Origin of the sequence: Parapedobacter composti (assembly GCF_900112315.1) — a bacterium.
Taxonomy (GTDB): Bacteria; Bacteroidota; Bacteroidia; order Sphingobacteriales; family Sphingobacteriaceae; genus Parapedobacter; species Parapedobacter composti.
In genome coordinates, this window is the sequence record NZ_FOLL01000004.1 from 219,513 (window position 1) to 237,265 (window position 17,753).

12 protein-coding genes are annotated in these 17,753 nt (G+C 49.0%); 1 reads left to right on the forward strand and 11 read right to left on the reverse strand.

Annotated features, from left to right (window positions below; genetic code table 11):
- Positions 1-14: 14 nt before the first annotated feature.
- The 10 genes from rplT to BM030_RS07060 all read right to left on the reverse strand — a co-directional run bounded on the left by rplT (position 15) and on the right by BM030_RS07060 (position 14,909).
- A complete protein-coding gene (rplT, locus tag BM030_RS07015; protein ID WP_090972616.1) occupies positions 15-359 on the reverse strand; it encodes a 50S ribosomal protein L20 in 345 nt (114 codons plus the stop codon).
- Positions 360-438: 79 nt separating this feature from the next.
- Positions 439-639, reverse strand: coding sequence for a 50S ribosomal protein L35 (rpmI, locus tag BM030_RS07020; RefSeq protein ID WP_090972618.1), 201 nt, complete (start codon positions 637-639; stop codon positions 439-441).
- A 34-nt stretch (positions 640-673) separates the two neighbouring features.
- Positions 674-1,243 carry a translation initiation factor IF-3 gene (infC, locus tag BM030_RS07025; protein WP_090972620.1) on the reverse strand — a complete coding sequence of 190 codons (570 nt, stop codon included), beginning with the start codon at positions 1,241-1,243 and terminating at the stop codon, positions 674-676.
- Between the two features lie 13 nt (positions 1,244-1,256).
- On the reverse strand, positions 1,257-3,182 hold the full coding sequence (gene thrS, locus BM030_RS07030) for a threonine--tRNA ligase (RefSeq protein WP_090972622.1): 1,926 nt from the start codon (positions 3,180-3,182) through the stop codon (positions 1,257-1,259).
- Between the two features lie 148 nt (positions 3,183-3,330).
- Positions 3,331-5,508, reverse strand: a complete 2,178-nt coding sequence (locus BM030_RS07035) for a hypothetical protein (RefSeq protein ID WP_211657540.1) — start codon at positions 5,506-5,508, stop codon at positions 3,331-3,333.
- A gap of 15 nt (positions 5,509-5,523) precedes the next feature.
- Entirely contained in the window at positions 5,524-6,339 is an 816-nt protein-coding gene (locus tag BM030_RS07040) for a DUF3823 domain-containing protein (protein WP_090972626.1), read from the reverse strand.
- A gap of 27 nt (positions 6,340-6,366) precedes the next feature.
- Positions 6,367-8,427 (reverse strand): RagB/SusD family nutrient uptake outer membrane protein, encoded by a 2,061-nt coding sequence (locus tag BM030_RS07045; protein WP_211657541.1) that lies wholly within the window; start codon positions 8,425-8,427, stop codon positions 6,367-6,369.
- A gap of 11 nt (positions 8,428-8,438) precedes the next feature.
- Complete coding sequence (locus BM030_RS07050) at positions 8,439-11,609, reverse strand: SusC/RagA family TonB-linked outer membrane protein (RefSeq protein ID WP_090972630.1); 3,171 nt, start codon at positions 11,607-11,609, stop codon at positions 8,439-8,441.
- A 28-nt stretch (positions 11,610-11,637) separates the two neighbouring features.
- A complete protein-coding gene (locus tag BM030_RS07055; RefSeq protein WP_211657542.1) occupies positions 11,638-13,065 on the reverse strand; it encodes a glycoside hydrolase family 76 protein in 1,428 nt (475 codons plus the stop codon).
- A 32-nt stretch (positions 13,066-13,097) separates the two neighbouring features.
- Positions 13,098-14,909, reverse strand: a complete 1,812-nt coding sequence (locus BM030_RS07060) for an MSCRAMM family protein (protein ID WP_090972634.1) — start codon at positions 14,907-14,909, stop codon at positions 13,098-13,100.
- A gap of 569 nt (positions 14,910-15,478) precedes the next feature.
- Here BM030_RS07060 and BM030_RS07065 point away from each other — a divergent pair.
- The gene (locus tag BM030_RS07065) at positions 15,479-16,102 is read left to right on the forward strand and encodes a 7-carboxy-7-deazaguanine synthase QueE (RefSeq protein WP_090972721.1); all 624 of its coding nucleotides are present in this window, start codon (positions 15,479-15,481) and stop codon (positions 16,100-16,102) included.
- A 106-nt stretch (positions 16,103-16,208) separates the two neighbouring features.
- Here the strand turns inward: BM030_RS07065 and BM030_RS07070 are convergent, their stop codons facing one another.
- The gene (locus tag BM030_RS07070; protein WP_139215832.1) at positions 16,209-17,492 is read right to left on the reverse strand and encodes a hypothetical protein; all 1,284 of its coding nucleotides are present in this window, start codon (positions 17,490-17,492) and stop codon (positions 16,209-16,211) included.
- Positions 17,493-17,753: the final 261 nt, after the last annotated feature.

Sequence of the window (17,753 nt, forward strand, 5' to 3'; positions counted from 1 at the left end):
GGGTTTTACAACGTTTATTTTACGGCGTCAATGACAGCCTTGAAAGCCTCCGGATTGTTCATCGCCAAATCGGCGAGCACCTTACGGTTCAATCCGATGTTTTTGGCGTTCAACTTGCCGATGAGCTGGGAATACGAAATTCCATGCTCGCGGGCACCGGCATTGATACGCTGTATCCATAAAGCCCTGAATTCCCTCTTTTTGGTCTTGCGGTCGCGATAAGCATACTGCAAGCCTTTTTCTACTGTATTTTTCGCAACGGTATATACCTTGCTGCGTGCCCCATAATAGCCCTTGGCTAATTTGAGGATCTTTTTGCGTCTTCTTCTTGACGCTACTGCGTTAACCGAACGTGGCATAATCTTCAGATTTTTTGGTAGCAGGCGCCGTGTCTTCCAACGGTCTTACAACCCGATACCCGGTTTAAAATATATTTAATTACTTTCCTAAAGCGAGCATACGCTTCACATTACCCATATCTGCTTCAGACACTAAACCGGAGTGGGTAAGGTTCCGTTTGCGTTTCGTGCTTTTCTTGGTCAGGATGTGACTTTTGAAAGCATGCTTCCGCGCAATCTTACCTGTTCCAGTCAGCTTGAAGCGCTTCTTCGCACTGGAATTGGTTTTTACTTTTGGCATGATCTATTAATTTTATATCGATTTGTTATTTACACTATTTCTTGCCCACTGATTTAGGCGCTACGGTAAGGAACATGCGCTTACCTTCCAGTTTCGGAAGCAGCTCCACCTTCCCGTATTCTTCCAGCGCCTGGGCAAAACGCAGCAACAGAATTTCCCCCTGCTCCTTATACACAATGGCGCGGCCCTTGAAATGCACATAAGCCCTTACCTTCTCTCCCGCTTCCAGGAATTTGATGGCGTGCTTAAGCTTAAATTCAAAGTCATGGTCACTGGTATTCGGGCCGAAGCGTATTTCCTTGATAACCGTTTGCTTGGCATTGGCCTTAATTTCCTTTTGCTTCTTTTTCTGCTCGTAGATAAACTTGCTGTAATCTATGATTTTGCAAACGGGCGGGTTAGCATTCGGCGAAATTTCCACTAAATCCAACTCCAGCTCATCGGCCAGCTCCAATGCTTTGCGCGTGGGGTAAATTCCCGGCTCCACATTGTCACCCACCAGACGTACCTCAGGCACCCTGATATTCTCGTTGATCCGGTGTTCCGGCTCCTTCTTTTTAAATGGAGGCCTCGGGCCTCTGAAACCTGGTCTGTTTAATGCCAAATGTCTAAAATAATTAAACGGTTATCTCTTTAATTAACTGCGCGCTAAATTCGTCCACCGTCACGGATCCCATATCTCCCTGGCCGTGTTTCCGCACAGAAACCATGCCACTTTCCACCTCTTTTTCCCCCACAATCAGCATGTACGGTATTTTTTTGATTTCCGCGTCACGGATTTTCCGTCCCACCTTCTCATCGCGCAAATCTATTAGGCCGCGAATATCGGAATTATTGAGCGATTCTAAAAGTTTTTTTGCATATTCCTCGTATTTCTCGGACACCGGGAGTACGATGAACTGTTCCGGTGCGAGCCACAGCGGGAACTGCCCGGCGCAGTGCTCAATCAACACAGCCACAAAGCGCTCCAGCGAGCCAAACGGCGCCCGGTGAATCATCACCGGACGGTGCTTGCTGTTGTCGCTGCCGGTATATTCCAATTCAAACCGCTCGGGCAGGTTATAATCTACCTGAATGGTACCCAGCTGCCATTTACGGCCCAGCGCGTCCTTCACCATAAAATCCAGTTTCGGTCCGTAGAATGCCGCTTCACCATATTCCACCACAGTCTTCAGACCCTTTTCTGCTGCAGCCTCAATGATGTCCTTTTCTGCCCGGTCCCAGTTTTCGTCGGTACCGATATATTTGCTCCGGTTTTCCGGATCCCGCAACGATACCTGGGCAGTATAGTCTTCAAAACCCAACGCGTTGAACACATACAGCACCAAATCGATGACCTTTTTAAACTCGTCCTTCACCTGGTCCGGCCGGCAGAACAGGTGGGCATCATCCTGCGTAAAGCCCCTCACCCGGGTAAGTCCGTGCAATTCCCCACTTTGCTCATAGCGGTACACCGTACCGAATTCAGCAAAACGGATAGGCAAATCCTTGTATGAGCGGGGTTTCGTTTTGTATATCTCACAATGGTGCGGGCAGTTCATCGGCTTCAGCAGAAACTCCTCCCCTTCTTGCGGCGTATGGATGGGCTGGAAAGAATCCGCTCCGTATTTCTCGTAATGCCCCGACGTTACATATAGGTTTTTATGCCCGATGTGCGGGGTAATCACCGGTTCATACCCTGCCTTTAACTGCGCGCGTTGCAAAAAGTCAACCAGTTTCTGGCGCAGCCGCGCGCCTTTAGGCAACCACAGGGGCAGCCCCATCCCCACCTTTTCTGAAAAAGCAAACAGTTCCAGTTCACGGCCCAGCTTGCGGTGGTCGCGCTTTTTGGCTTCCTCTATCATGTGCAGGTAATCGGCCAGTTCGCTGGCCTTCGGAAACGTCACCCCGTAAATGCGGGTAAGCTGCTTCCGCGTCTCGTCGCCCCGCCAGTACGCTCCCGCCACGTTAGTCAGCTTCACCGCCTTGATGAATCCCGTGTTGGGGATGTGCGGGCCGCGGCACAGGTCGGTAAAATTACCCTGCGTATAAAAGGTGATGCTGCCATCGGGCAGGTCCTTAATCAAATCCAGCTTATACTCGTCGCCTTTCTGCGTAAAATAAGATTCGGCCTCCGCTTTGCTCACCGGTTTGCGCACGTATTCCGATTTCGTACGGGCCAGTTCCAGCATCTTTTCCTCAATCAGCTTGAAGTCGTCCGAAGAAAATTCGCGGTCGCCGAAATCCACGTCATAATAAAAACCTGTTTCTATAGCCGGCCCGATACCGAACTTGATACCCGGATACAGCGCCTCCAGCGCCTCAGCCATCAGGTGTGCAGACGAGTGCCAAAACGTGGCCTTGCCGTCATGGTCGTTCCAAGTAAGCAGGCGTACCGCAGCATCGTGGTCAATGGGGCGCGAGGCGTCCCAGACTTCGCCGTTTACTTCCGCCGCCAGTACGTTGCGGGCCAGACCTTCTGAAATGGATTTCGCGATGTCCATCGCTGTGGCGCCGGGGGCATACTGCCTGACGGAACCATCTGGTAGGGTAATGTTAATCACTTACAACTATGATTTTGTGTTATCTAAAAAAAAATGCCTAAATCACGGTACAAACGTGATTCATTGTTCGGCGCAAAGGTACGGAATCGAATCGGAACAACGAATAGCTAAATCATGCCGGATATACCGATCTCCAATAGCCATGGTTCTACCATGCTAGCTTCACGGAGATCCCGTCCGGACTGTTTTCAAACTTTAGAAAGGCCGTTCCGCTTTCCTCATCCCAAGAGAAGCTGTGTTCAACAGCTTGTCCGGTACTGCTGGTTACTTCCCATCGGGTAGCCCTCGCTGGTAAGAGAATGCGCATCACGTTGGTGGTATACAGCGGACTTTTTGCGATGAAGGTAAAACCGTTGCCTTCCGCTTTCTCCTTGCTGACGCGCGCAGCTGTGGCCAATACACGAGGTCTCATCCTGTCTTTTATGGAACTGATGTCATAAAGCAGGGCCTGTTCGCCAGGATTCACCACTTTCGTCTTAAGCACCGGTATCTCGGGGTCGAAAAGATCAATGAAGCTGCCAGCAGCCACATATGGCGACCGATCAGGAGATTCGTCCAGAACGGAAATAACCCGATAAGGTCCCCTATTTAAACTGAAATAATTTTTAAAATGAAGCTCGTCATGTGTCAGTTCTTTGTAGACTCTTTGCAGCAAATCCATAAAACGGGCATCGCCATTTTCGGCGAGAACGAATTCCTTGGGATCGTTTCGCAGAATACATAGTTTTCCCTTACCGACCACATGTTCCCCCTCTTCGAACGGCCTGTCCAAGCCCAACGTTTTAAAAAGATGCTCGGAGGCCGTTGCAAAATTATGTTCCCCGCTGTTCCACCATTCCGGAACATTCTGAAACGGATCGTTATCCCTCCCGCAATAGACCAACACCCCGCCGCCCCTGACCCATTCGGCAAGATAACCATGTGACTGTTCATCCATCGGCTTCATCCCAGAATAGGATGCAATCAGGATTTTTATATCTTTCAGTGTTTCGTTGTAAGAGAGATTTTCCATGTGGACGGTTTGCACCGGCACCCCCCGCTTTAGCAGCGGAAGTGCCTGACCGTAAAAATTGGACAACTGGGGATCATTATAACCGTTATGTTCGGGAAAACGTTGAAACATCAAGGAGTTCGACATCAGCACGCCAATACCGTCGGATCCGTTCAGCCGATTATCCGTTCGTGGCATATGGTTCAACGTATTGATCATTACCTGAACCTGTGTGGAATAATGTCTCGGTATTTGTTCTTTTTTATCGCTATCGGGACTGGTTTTGTATAATCCTTCATAGATCCGCTCCGGCCAAGGCATTACCTCAAACTTGTCGATACTCGGATAAAGCAATTGGGCCGCAAATGTCGCCTCATAATTCTTCTTATAATCGACCCAATCACGTGGCCAATCTTCAATAGGGTCCGTGAGGAAAAACATTTCCCTCCCCGTAGGGGCCGTCATGGACTCCATTGAGCCGTATTCCAGAAATGCCGTCTCAAAGACCCGTTCTTTCCTCGTCCCGTTGAAATAATTGGGCTCGCGGGCGGTACCTGTCCATACCTGAGCGATGTACCCATCCACTGACGGGAGTGAGGCAAGACTTGCTTCCGGACTGACAATCTTCCATTGCGCGTAATTTACCAGCGAGTGCGTGGGTACATAACATTTCACATCCATCCCTTTGCTTTTTCCATATTGCTTCGCAAAGGAGAAGATCTCATCAAGGGCGTTATAATAGAGGTGATATTTCAGTTTATTGGACAGGTAAGTGTTCTCCGGCGATTCGTGCTGGGGTCTCCAATCAAATCCGTAATACGTCTTCCATTCTCGTTTAAACGCCTCGCTATAACCGGCCCTAGCCCAGAACTCGGGTTCTTCCATAAAAATAACGTCAATTCCTGCATCAATAACCCGTTTGATGTGCCGTTCCTTCAGGTAGTTCAGAAAATTTTCCGTAGGCACGATATAAGGCACCATGCGCCCATGCCAAATGGTATCGCCGTTTTGTTGCACCTGCCCCTCATCGAGATGCATCTTCCCGTCCCATTCTCCCGTAAAATAATCCTGGTATTGCCCCCAGGCGATGCCAGTCATGAAATGGGTAACATATCCCCTTTCTCTCCAAGATTTCACCCGCTCTTCGAAAGGCACTCTCCCTGACCGATCAGACGGGTTACCTCCAACCCCGTATACCATCACCGCATCCGATCGCACGTCAATGGTGGGCCTCCACTCCCTCGAGGTCTGAAAAGTAGTACGGATTTGTTGTTCAGTTTGGGCGAAAAGCTGAAGCGCCAGTCCAACCAAAATTGCGGTCATTAACGTTCTCATAAGCGTTTTTTGAAGTTACGGCACCATCACCTCTATCGGTTCACTATAATTCCATCGTCTGGTTCCGCTGCCCCTGGGTGTATCGTAATTGATACGGGCTGCCGCACGGATAAAAACGATGCGTCCGGACGGGATGGTCCCATTGGACTCGATGGTGATTGCCTCGCCGAACAGACTGTTGAAAGATGAACCGGAATATTCAATTGCGCTCGACCAACGTTCATCCCGTGCACGATATCCAACCGTAGCAGAATAGCTTACAAAAAGCTGAATATCCGTCATGTTTTGAAAGCTGCTGCTATACCCACCCATCGGTTCTATTTTCTCACGGAATTCACTTTCCGAAACCGCACGGGTTACTCGCACCTTCGCCTGAATCTTGCCGTTGCTCACGCGCGGTTCTTCCACCCACTCTACTTTAAGGAACGGTTGCACTTCAAACCGGACTTTCGTCACTCCTTCGATGTCGATGTCCTTTGTTTCGTCGGCGAGCGGAACACCGCGTTCATCTTCCCTCAATAAGGGAATGAACGGTCCATCTACTTGGACATTATATCTTCCTTTGAACAGTTTTGTGTGCTGGAACGTTCCGTCGGGCATACAGAAAAAATCGGGATTAGGTACCACGTTGTCTCCCCAACTGGTTTCAATGAGACGTACCCTGATCCCTTCACTTCCCTGGTCAGTCAGCACCCGTTCACCGGTAGCCACATCCACCACTTCGCCCCATAATGTTTCGGCGGGAGCATCATAGTTGTCCAACTCGAACAAACTACAGGAAGCCAAAAAGAAAGAAGATATCAACAAAATAAAAAAGGTTAACTGTTTCATGTGATTAGTGCTATTTTAAACGATTCATTACCTGTTGGGTTGCTGATCTATGACGGGGCTCTTCGACACTTCCCCACCAGGGATGGCAAAATAGTAGTCCACGATATTGTATTCGAAAGTCTTCAAGCTAACCCATTGGAACCGGGCGTCGAAAAAATACTTCCCGCTTTCGGTAGAGAAGAATGGGTAGAGTCCGCGGAAACGATAACGCGTGTTGTTACTGAAGGCGTCTTTGTTTCTGTATTCACCCCAGAAGCCGTCCCTGCCTTCATAGTGCTGTACTCGCCATCGGCGGATATCCCATTTGGATTTATGTTCCAGTGCCAACTCCTTGCGCCGCTCCTTCCTTACAATATTCCGGCCGTTCTCGTCCGGTGTAATTGCGCCGGAAAGTAAGGATGCACCTGCTCGCTCCCTGATATCGTTGATCGCCTGGGTAGCCACTTGCATCAGGTCCGCTCCATCGGGGGACGGCTCACCGGCAAGCGCGAGCTCAACGGCAGCTTCGGCAGCATTCAAAAGCACTTCGGCATACCGCATCAGCACAAAATGTTGGTCCGATCTTCCTTCACCTGCCTCGAAAGATGGATCAGGGTTCAGCCATTTTCGGCCATAAAGACCGGTCAAACACCCTTCACCGTTATCAAAGAACGGCCCGTTAGCACCGGCAGCAGTCATCTGCGTCCCGTTGTACGTAACCACCTCTTGGCTGCTCCCTTCCCTGGGGCTGAGGTAAAGGGTTTTAGGATTCGCCCTATAGGCATTTAGGTGCTGATACCTCGTTTCAGCTGCTTGGTAAGAATAGTCATTAAACAGGGGCTGTATCGGCTCGGCACCTGTATAGACGCCTGCCCGTATTTCGATGTCCGTCCCTTTGAATCGGTCGCCCGGGAAAATCACATAGGCACGTAAACGCGGCTCTGCATCCTTGAAAAAATCGAGCGGCGTGTCATATAATAGGTACTGCCCTTGCGTGTTGGAGTTGCCGGTAGTCACCTTGATTGTTCCGTCGGGATACCGGTCAAACCCTTCAAACAGCTCCAAAAAATCGAGCGTGGGGCATGTTCCTGACGCGAGTGGGGCTTTAAAGATAAACGGTGCACTATAGGCATCATACCCATGCGTAGCCACGGGGAAAGAATATTCCTTCACATAGATATTCTCGGGGCTTTCCAAATCGCTGAACATATCCACCATGTTCTGGTATTGAGCCTCCCGATCATTCGCGACCCATCTTTTCTTATAAAGGGAATAGTTTCTGCTTTTTATAATTTCCTGGGCAGCGTTATAGGCCTCTCTGAAATATTTTATCGATGCCGCCCGCCATGAGTTTTCCGCAAAGCCGATTACCCGTACCCCGGTTTTTTCCCCCAATCCGGTGAGACGGCCCGGGACCGTTTCATTGTATTTGGCCACACTTCCGGCATACAGCATTGCTTCCGACTTAAACGCCAGGGCAACGTACCGGTTTGCATAACCTCTTTTTGGGCTTGTCGGCAGCAACAGTTCAACGGCTTGGTCAAAATCGGCAAGTACCTGATTCCAGGTCTCCTCTTCGCTGGCCCGCGGTACCTCCAGCGCTTCCGGATCTGCAGGATAATTGATAACCCTCGTCACCAGCGGTACACCTCCAAATCGCCTGGCCATAGCGCTGAACACGAATGCCCTTACAAAGTATGCTTCACCAAGATAGTGGTTATACCTGCTCTCGGGGAATGCATCTTCGTGGAGCGGAAGGTTTTCAATCAAGTAGTTGGCATCCCTCAAAAGTGTCATGGCCATACTCCAGTAAGGTGTCCGTTCCCCGGTAAAAGCCGTGCTTATCCCATCGCGGTTCAGGGCCTCGCCCGTTCCCTCAATACCCATCGCGCCCAGCCACGAATTAAATTCCACCCCCCATTGGGCCATGTACTTGAAATCTTCGAAGGGCATATGGCTATACATCCGTGCCAGGTAGACTTCCATACCTGATTCGTTGGTCAACAGGTCTTCATCACCGATAATGTTCGTCGGTGGGATATCCAAATCCACACATGAGGTGGATAAAACGGAAATAACCAGCGCAAGTCTATATACTTTTTTCATCATTGTTTCTGGAACTAAAAGTTGAGTGAAAGCCCGGCCGTAAATGTTTTGTTCAACGGGTACATCCGTCCTAAATCATCATCGGGGTGCTCAGGGTCAACAAATTTAACATTCGTAATGGTCAACAAATTATAGGCGTTGGCGAATACCCTCAGGTCCATCGATGGAAGTGCCCGAAATTTCGGGAGGGTATACCCCAATTCGATGCTTTTGAGCCGAAGATAGGCCGTGCTCACGCGGTTAAACGTAGAGTTTGCAAACGGATAGTTGCCTGTGAATCCGTAATAACCGCTGATCCATTCCAGAGAAGGATCCCAAGGGTCGGCCAGTGGATCAACCGGGCGCCACCTGTCTACATATTGTTCGAGTGTCCCACCGCCATTGGTTCCCCAGATTGAATAAAGCGGTTCCTTGTATTCCATGGAGCCGAGAGCCGAACCCTGCAGCAGGAAACTGATATCGAACTTCTTATAGTTGGCATCAAACACGAGACTATAATTTAACCATGGCGTTTGGTCAAACGCAATGGGATGTACATCCAAACCGTTGATTTCCCCGTCGCCATTCCAGTCGAGGTATTTATAATCACCCGGCAAGATCGTGCGATCTTTGTATATTGGGTAGCTCCATATGTCCTGCCAGCTCTCGAAGCGTCCCACCCCTTGATAACCGAACTGCATCCCCTGGAAACGGTTGTTCAGGTTATCATTCCGCCATTTATCATAGGAATTTCCGTATGGCCCGTTTTCAGACGCGACAAGATATTTCTGACGAGTAATTGTTCCGATTGCTTTCACCCGGTAGGATAGCTCGCCTACCCTGTTCCGGTGTGAAATTTCGACATCCATCCCGAAATGTTTGTCACTGTCGAGATTTTCCCGGGGGGCGGTAGCACCCACAACGGTCGGAAGGTCACCCGTGCGGCGCGCAAAACGTCCTTTCCTTTCTCTTTCGAAATAATCTACTGAAAAACCAAAAAGGCCGTTCCATCCTTCAAAATCAATCCCGACGTTTAACGTGTGGGCGGTAAACCACGTGATCATCTGGTTAGGGAGTGCCAGCGTTGAAACGCCATACACGAATTCGTTTCCGAAAATATATCCGGGAGCATACTGGTTGTAATATCCCTGTGCCGCATTTCCCGACGTGGCGGGATATACATAGCCGGTGGCCCAGTCGAATTGCAGTTCGCCGTCATCTCCCAACACGCCATAGCTTGCACGTAGCTTCAACTGGTCTACGAATGATGTCAGCGCCCAATTTCTGAAGAAAGGCTCTTCCGAGATACGCCAACCAACCGATGCAGAAGGAAAGAATCCCCATTGATGACCAGGGGCAAACTTCGATGAGCCGTCGTAGCGGAACTGCGCTTCAGCTATATACCGGTCGCTGAACGTATAGTTAGCCCGTCCGAAAAGCGCGGCGTTAGCCAGTTGGTAAACGTCATTCAATGAGCTGCTCATGCCTCCCAACTGGTTCTCATCAACCCCGCCAAAGAGATAGTCCATGCCGAAGGCAAGATCGCGTTGCGCATAAAAATTATCGCCGGTATGTTTTTGTACTTCCCAGCCCAGTAACCCGGTCACCTGATGCTTACTGCTGAACGTCCGGTCGTAATTTGCAATGAACTGTCCCAGAACCTGCCGCCTATTGAACATCTCCCTCCGGATCTGGTTGGGAGAACTGTTGTTATACAATTTCGCTTCATACGAGTCGGTCAAAGCATTATATGCATACTGGTAATACTCTCTCCGGTTTATATGGTTATCATCCGTCCGGTAATCATAGCTTACCAACGCCTTTGCTGATAAGCCTTGCAGGACATCCGTTAGTGCGCCGAAATCGTAATTGAGGCTGGCAGAAGATTGAAAATGTTTCTGGCCATGCTTGCGATACCCCGAAATGTCGGAAGTCATCTTCGCCACAGTATTCTCCTCAAGGTCCAGTCCCTCGTGGTTGAGCATCGTATTTTCTGGATCGGCATACGCGGGGAAGAGCACACCCTGTCGCCAATAGTTCCGGATAATATCCACCGAACTGGAGTATGGGCTATTCCGTTGGTCCACCACTCCGCTCAGGTTAAGATCAAAGGTCAGGCCATTAGAAATCTCCGTACTGATGTTCGACCGGAGATTCACTTTGCTGTAATTTAAATCCCCTGATTTGAAGAAACCTTCCTGGTAAAGATGGCCAAACCCGATATAATACTGGGTTTTATCGCTTCCTCCCGTGATACTCAGGTCCTGCTGGGCTTGCGGCGCATAATCCGAAAAGATAAGAGACGTCCAGTCCGTCGTGCGGCGTGCACCCGTACGAAAGGCCTCAAAATCGTTCTCGGTGAACACGATATTACCCCCGTTTATATTGTTCATTGCCATTTCATTGTAGATGGTCATCGTTTCATAAGGGTCAGCCAGCACCGGCAATCCCGACGGCCGTTGAAAGGTGTAAGAGGTATTGACAGCCACGTTTGTCCGTCCCTCCCTCGTTCCTCTTTTCGTAGTTACAAGCACTACCCCATTAGCGGCCCGCACGCCGTAGATGGCGGCAGAGGCGTCTTTCAATACCGATACATCTTCGATATCATTGGGGTTAAGCCGCTGGAAGTCTGCCGTAGTGCGCGGCACCCCGTCAATAACCACCAACGGACTGCCCAAACCCCGGATATCGAAGTTGGCGGCGAAAGATCCAGGTTCCGCACTTCGTTGCCAAACCCTTACACCGGGGACACGACCGGTGAGCATATTCTGAGGGTTCTCGTTTCTCGTCTGCATCATCTCGGCGCCCTTTATTCCCGATACCGCACCCGTTAGGGTAACCTTTCGTTGTGTGGAATAACCCACCAGCACCACCTCGTCGAGCGTCTGGTGTTCATACTCCAGTGTTACATTAATCACGGTGCGACCGTTCACGGGTTCCTCCTTCATGACAAACCCCAGGTAGTGGAATTGCAACACGGCGTCCTGCGTTGTATTAATGGTGTACCTGCCATTACTATCCGTTCCGGTTTTCGCCGTGCCGTCTTTTACCGTCACGGTGGCGCCCACAAGCGGTTCATTATCGCTACTGATAACAATCCCTGTCACGGTGATCTCTTGTGCCAGCGATACAGCCGGGATAAGAAGAAGCGCAAACACGATTGCATGCGGAAAAATTTTCTTTTCAATACTTAGATTCTTAATCATAACGGTTCTTTTTAACGCTATTGATTTTTTATTTGGTCAGTTCATACCGCGACAAAACCGCGTATTCTGCCGCAAAAGCGAAAGTAAACATCCCCTCGGTATCGTTTTTACCCCTATCCCGATTCCATCCCACCAACAGGTTTGTGGGCAGGAATCCGTTGTGGAGAAAATGTTCATACGCGTAATCAAGATTTTTCTGAAAAGCGTCGATATATGTTTCCGTACCTTGATAGGCCGGATAAAAATCAACGTATCCCCGCATCAGCACGCCGTTGAACCAGTTCCTGAACCCGCTGATGTCGAAGGTATAATAATCAGGCAGGTTTGCCCCTTTCTTTGCAAAGTAGGAGAAGCTGGCGTCCGCCAATACAGAACCATCCGCACGGTATTTATCATTTCCCGTGGCCCGGTACAGGTCGGCTGCACCCGACAGCATCGTACCGCTATTGTAGGTGATGGCCGGCCCCACTCGGTCGCGGCACGTGATTCCCCTGCGGTAATTAACACCGTCGATTTGCTCCAACTGGGGGCTTCCCGGAGTGCAGCCACCCATCATATCATCATACACGCCGTCATTACGGAGAAGGTGTTGTTTCTGCCATTCATAGATTTTTTCCGCGAACATGAGGTAATATTCGCCTTTGCTCATCTGCACGGCCTTCCTGGTTCTCCGATCTGCTGGATCGATGTAATGATGGGTTACCTCATCGCTTTTCCCTTTGTAGAGTTCATGCAGCCAAACCAACGGACTCACCATTGGGCCGTTGCTGCAAGCATGCTTGGTAACATATCCGGGGCCCCATGGAATCCCCCCTATCTCGTTCCCGTTCGCATCAAACGTGCAGTCCCAGCCATCGAGCACATACGCTGTGAGGTATTCCGCTTTTTCGAGAAACAAGTTATTGCCGGTTACCTTATACGCCTGGAGAAATTCGCGGATCAGCCACATCTGATCATCGTAAACGTTTTCAACTCCTTCTACCCTAGCCGCACCTTTGGAGTTTGCGCGATGCACGCCGTACACCGTCCACTCGTTCGTGCCGGTATAGGAAGTTAGCGTAAAGGTTCCAAGGTAGAAATCGGCCGCATCGTAAAGTTTCATCAATTCTGCCTCATATCGGTCGAAATGCGCATTATAACGCGAAGCGTCGCCATGCTCCTTTTCCGCTTCCAACGCGTGAAGGATTGCTGTAACAGCCTCGATGGCGCTTGTATACATCCATATACTTCCTATTTCATCCGACCGTCTGTTGGTATGCGGGTTATAATACCTTGCCATTGTCATCCCACTTCCCGTAAAATAAGCGCCGAGTGCGCTATCGGTAATCTCCATGGCACGGGTCAGCGACCTTGCGGCAAGATGCTCTTCCACCGGAGGCCGTATGTCATCATCATCTTTCATTTTATTACAGGCATAGGAAAAGAAACACAAAAGGCTTCCGATCGCGATAATCATACTTTTTTTCATCCCGTTAAATTTTATTTGAATTAATCCAATCTAATACTGTGTATTGCTAGCTTATTCTCTCCGGTATTGGCTTCCCCGTTATACACACCCAACACCAAGGTCACATCGGAGCCGTTGAATTGCGAAAGGTCGTAGCTAAACAAGGCGTATCCCTCAGGGTCACTCGCTCCGCCACTACCATGCTTAAACTTCCAACAACCATCGCTCGCCGGTTCCGCTTCATCGGCCGTATTGGAGGCTGGCGCAAGGTGGGTCACCGTTCCATTGTTTTCAATTGCGGTAAGCTTAAAATACGTAAAGTTGCTTCCGAAATTGCGGGCACTAAGCGTTAACCGGTTATTTCCGGGCGCAATTGAAAATTTAGAATAGAGGTATGCTTCCGGCACTTCGGTGTCCACCTCGGGGGTGTTCCGGGTCTTGATGATGTATCCTTCAGAAGGGAACACTTCCGGATCTTTCCTCAATGGCATGAACATCCACTCCGCAGCAACGTGACCTATCCCCCTCCATGCCCGGTATGCGCCGACATAGTTGTCGCGATTACCACTTACCGGACTGATTCCGGTAAACGATTTCTTCGTGTGCGGCATGGTTGATCTCACGGTTTCATGAGAAAGTTTCCAACCGCTGACAACCTCGGTTCCCGGCAACCAGTCCCAGTTTTCCACTTTTCTGTCGGCAAACCGGATGGCACGTAAAACAAGCTGCTTCCAATAATCGCCGGTAGATTGCCTATAGATTCCAATGGCAATGATAACCTCTTTGTCTACATACGCACTCAGGTCGAAATCAAAATCGGCATAGCTTCCAGAGCCGTAGGTACGGGTTGAGCCTACTTTCTCCGCCTTCGGCTGGGGGGCATTAAGGTCAATGACCTGTACACCGAAATAGGCCGGCGCAGCCGCATCTGCATTATGGGTTTGAACCCTCAACGAGAGAATCCTGTTTTCTTGGGTAATTAATTTGCTGCCGTATACGAACGAATCAAACATGTCCATATCCGCAGGATTATTCCGGTCATCGCCATTGTTGCGAATCTGCAGTGTGGTCCCTTCGTTCTGTTCCTCCCAAGCACCCCTAAAATCAAGCGCGCACATGTAGTTACATGCCCAGTCCCAATGCGGGTATGCATCAGCATTCCTTCCTCCCCGGTATTCATTATAATACCATTTATCTGCATTTCGAAGGTCGAGGGCGGTCAAGCCGCGGAGCAGTTCTTCACTTCCAATCTGGACGTCTACGGTTGCAATACCATCGGTAAAATCAGTGCTTGAAACGGCACGAACAAGGGTCACATACCCTTCTTTGCTAAAGCTAATATTGTAATCACCTTCAACCAGGTTGCTTATTTCGTATGTCCCGTCATCTCCGGTGGTAACAGCCCTTGTGGCACCGCCAACGGAGACCGTTACCCCAGACAGCGGTTCACCATCATTCTGGGCATCCACTACCGTACCCACAATCTTTGCGGAGGCATTAACCAGCTCCACATCAACGGTGGCTAAACCCGCGTCGTCGAACCTGTTTGCCGTAACCGTCAGGCTAACCGCCAACCATCCATCTTTCGAGAAAGTGACCGCCCAAGTCTTATAAGCTACATTTTCGAAGATATACCTCCCATCACTCCCGCTCGTGGTTACCTTATCCTCTTCGTTTATCCCTGACAGCGTGACCTGTACTCCTGAAATGGGTTCACCATTGCCATCCTTGACAATGCCGGCAACATTACCTATCCGGATTTCTTCGCGATCTATGTTTTTTTTACAGCAGACCAGGAAGGCGAGCATTAATCCGCTCAACGCAAAATGGTAGAGGTTTTTCAAATTTTTCATTTGGTTTATGAATTTACATTTCCTTTAATTTTGATACTATGACGTTTTAGTTTTTTGCTATCGCAAACTTCAAACCTCATCTCTCCCATAACCCGGAAATGGCGAGGTATAGATTGGATTGTAATTGTATTAGGTTTATCCCGTAACATATCATCGGTATATTGGCACATCATCGATGGTCTATTCGGAAACTTCTTTGGGCTACATAAAACGTTTTAGTTTTTAGCGAAAACGTTTTAGTAAACTACCAAAAATTTAACGAAAGACTTAATTCCCTATCCGCGATAACGGTTCTATTTTTGAAATAGATTAATGTATATTAATGTATTTGCAATTTAAAATTGGTTAACGTAGTCTTCAAGACAACGTTATTGCAAACATAACTATACTATAGCATAAAAAAAAATAGTAATGGATTTTTTTTATCCGCAGCTTTTAAACCGCGTCCATTTGCATAAACAACTATTCACCCCAATCGAGTAGCCTTTCTGCAAATTATTGATGGGCAATCCATGAAAAAACCGCTATCGTCAGCCAAATTCCGTACCTTTGTACCCTTAAAAAAACACATGGCACACCAGATTCCCGACGATGGCACCCGATTACCGCTGATGGAAGCTTTTTACACCATCCAGGGCGAAGGCTACCACACCGGCAAGGCCGCCTATTTCATCCGCCTGGGCGGATGCGATGTGGGCTGCCACTGGTGCGACGTCAAGGAAAGCTGGGACGCCGAACTGCACCCCCTTACCGCGGCTGATGCTATAGTCGAGCAGGCAAAGCAATACCCGTCCAAGGCCGTGGTGGTCACCGGCGGCGAGCCGCTGCTGTATAACCTGGATTACCTGACCCGCGGACTGCAAGCGGCCGGAATCAAAACGTTCATCGAAACATCCGGAGCCTATCCCTTGAGCGGGCACTGGGACTGGATCTGCCTTTCACCCAAAAAATTCAAGTGGCCCCTGCCGGACGTCATTGCCGCGGCCGGCGAACTGAAGGTGATTGTTTTTAACAAGAGCGATTTTGAATGGGCAGAAAAGCACGCCGCGCTGGTGCCGCCGTCGTGCCGCCTGTACCTCCAGCCGGAATGGTCGCGCGAAAAGGAAATGACACCGCTTATCGTCGAGTACGTGAAGGCGCACCCCAAGTGGGAAATCTCATTGCAGACCCATAAGTACCTGAATATTCCGTAGGGCGGCGATCATGCATCCGCAATCACCGCTTGTCGTTACGGGCTGGGTGCTGGCCTATGCCATGCGAATGGTTTGGCAGGTCGGTGCAGGACCACGTACCTGACTATTAACCGGTGGGCTTTCGCTTTATCATACGGTTCGGGTAGATGATGAGTTGGATGAAATTAAACTCTAAATTGTTAAACGACATTTTAGTATTTGGTTCAACTTCAAGAAAAAGATGGGGATACCACCTTAGGTTTGTCCTCAAAATCCAGGATTGTATCCTGTTCGGTCGGATATCCCACCCCAGGGTCATACCATAGCCAATTTTGTTTTCTTTAACATCATAAGTTTTTGTGCCTTCAAAGTCTTCGTAAAAAGAAAGGTTTTCATAACTAATGGCCGGCCCAATAAATGGGACAAATCCGTGATAATCAAACAGCGATTTGGTCGCTTCAATCAAAAATGATCTTCTTGCTAATTGCTGTGCCGTGCCGTAGGTGTCCGTAGATGCTCCATATCCTCTGTATCCCGCCGCCAAATTCACGTCTGGTTTATGCAGATAATAACCCATTGTAAAATCCGGCATGAGGGATATACCGTATGTACCGATATAAGGTCGCTGGTTTTTATTATAACCGCTTTGCGTTAGCCAAAATGCCGACGAAATACCTACACCTAAATAGAATCCGTTTAACCTGCCTTTATCAGCTAATATGTCTGTAATTTCCTTGGTTCTTCCTGATTCCCAGTCCTTTTCCGCACTTATGGTGGTTTCAAGCATATACCGATAAGACAGCGTTGCATAGACGGGCGGCGTATTTACAGTCGTTACCTGTTCTTTTGAAATATAGTAGTCCTGTCTATTCCGATAATTCCACGCCAAACCCAACTCTAACAGATGATTTTTTGAACTGTAGGTTATGCCGGTCAGTAATGGGAAGCTCGTATGGCTTAACTCGGGGCCATTTGGATATTCGAAGTTGTTGTTTTTCTGCTCAAAGAAAAAAGGGGCAAGTGAGGTACCGATAAACGGTCTGACTTTATGGTTTTCTATTCGCCGGGGATAATACTTGAATACGGTTTCTACTCCCCGGATGGCGGTAACTTCCTGGTTTTCTTTTTCAACGGTCTGCCTATATAGAGGAATAGCGATGTAAAAATCAGCGTATCCCCAAAAGTGTGTCCCGCCAATTAGGAATCTTGGGGAGTAGTTATTGCCTAAGCTGAGGGACTGTATATTGCCTTGTGTGTCAAAATACCGGGTCGAGCCTCCCAAACCTGATTGGACATCAAGTCCAAGATTCAGTTGGGCAAATCGGTGCCTGGTTTGCTTTTCAGTATAGATTTGTGAGTAACCTGTTTGGGCAATAACCACAATTGTTATGAGTGATAAAAATTTGATCATACCTTTTTCTTTTGCCCCCCTCCCATCGGGTCCGCCGCCCCTAAACCTGTGGCCGTTTAGGCAATACCCCAACGGGCGGCTTTGTGCCTATGCCGGTTGATGTCAACGTAATGCTTATTTTTGTTTTTCGTGTTTCTCGCCTCTAATATAAAGACAATCCGAATATAGCGGCAAATCCAAGTCCCGTTTATGTCCAGCCTGCTGCATAGCAAGCCTTCAGGCACCAGCAAAGCGCAGCGGACCCAAGCTTACGGACAGCAG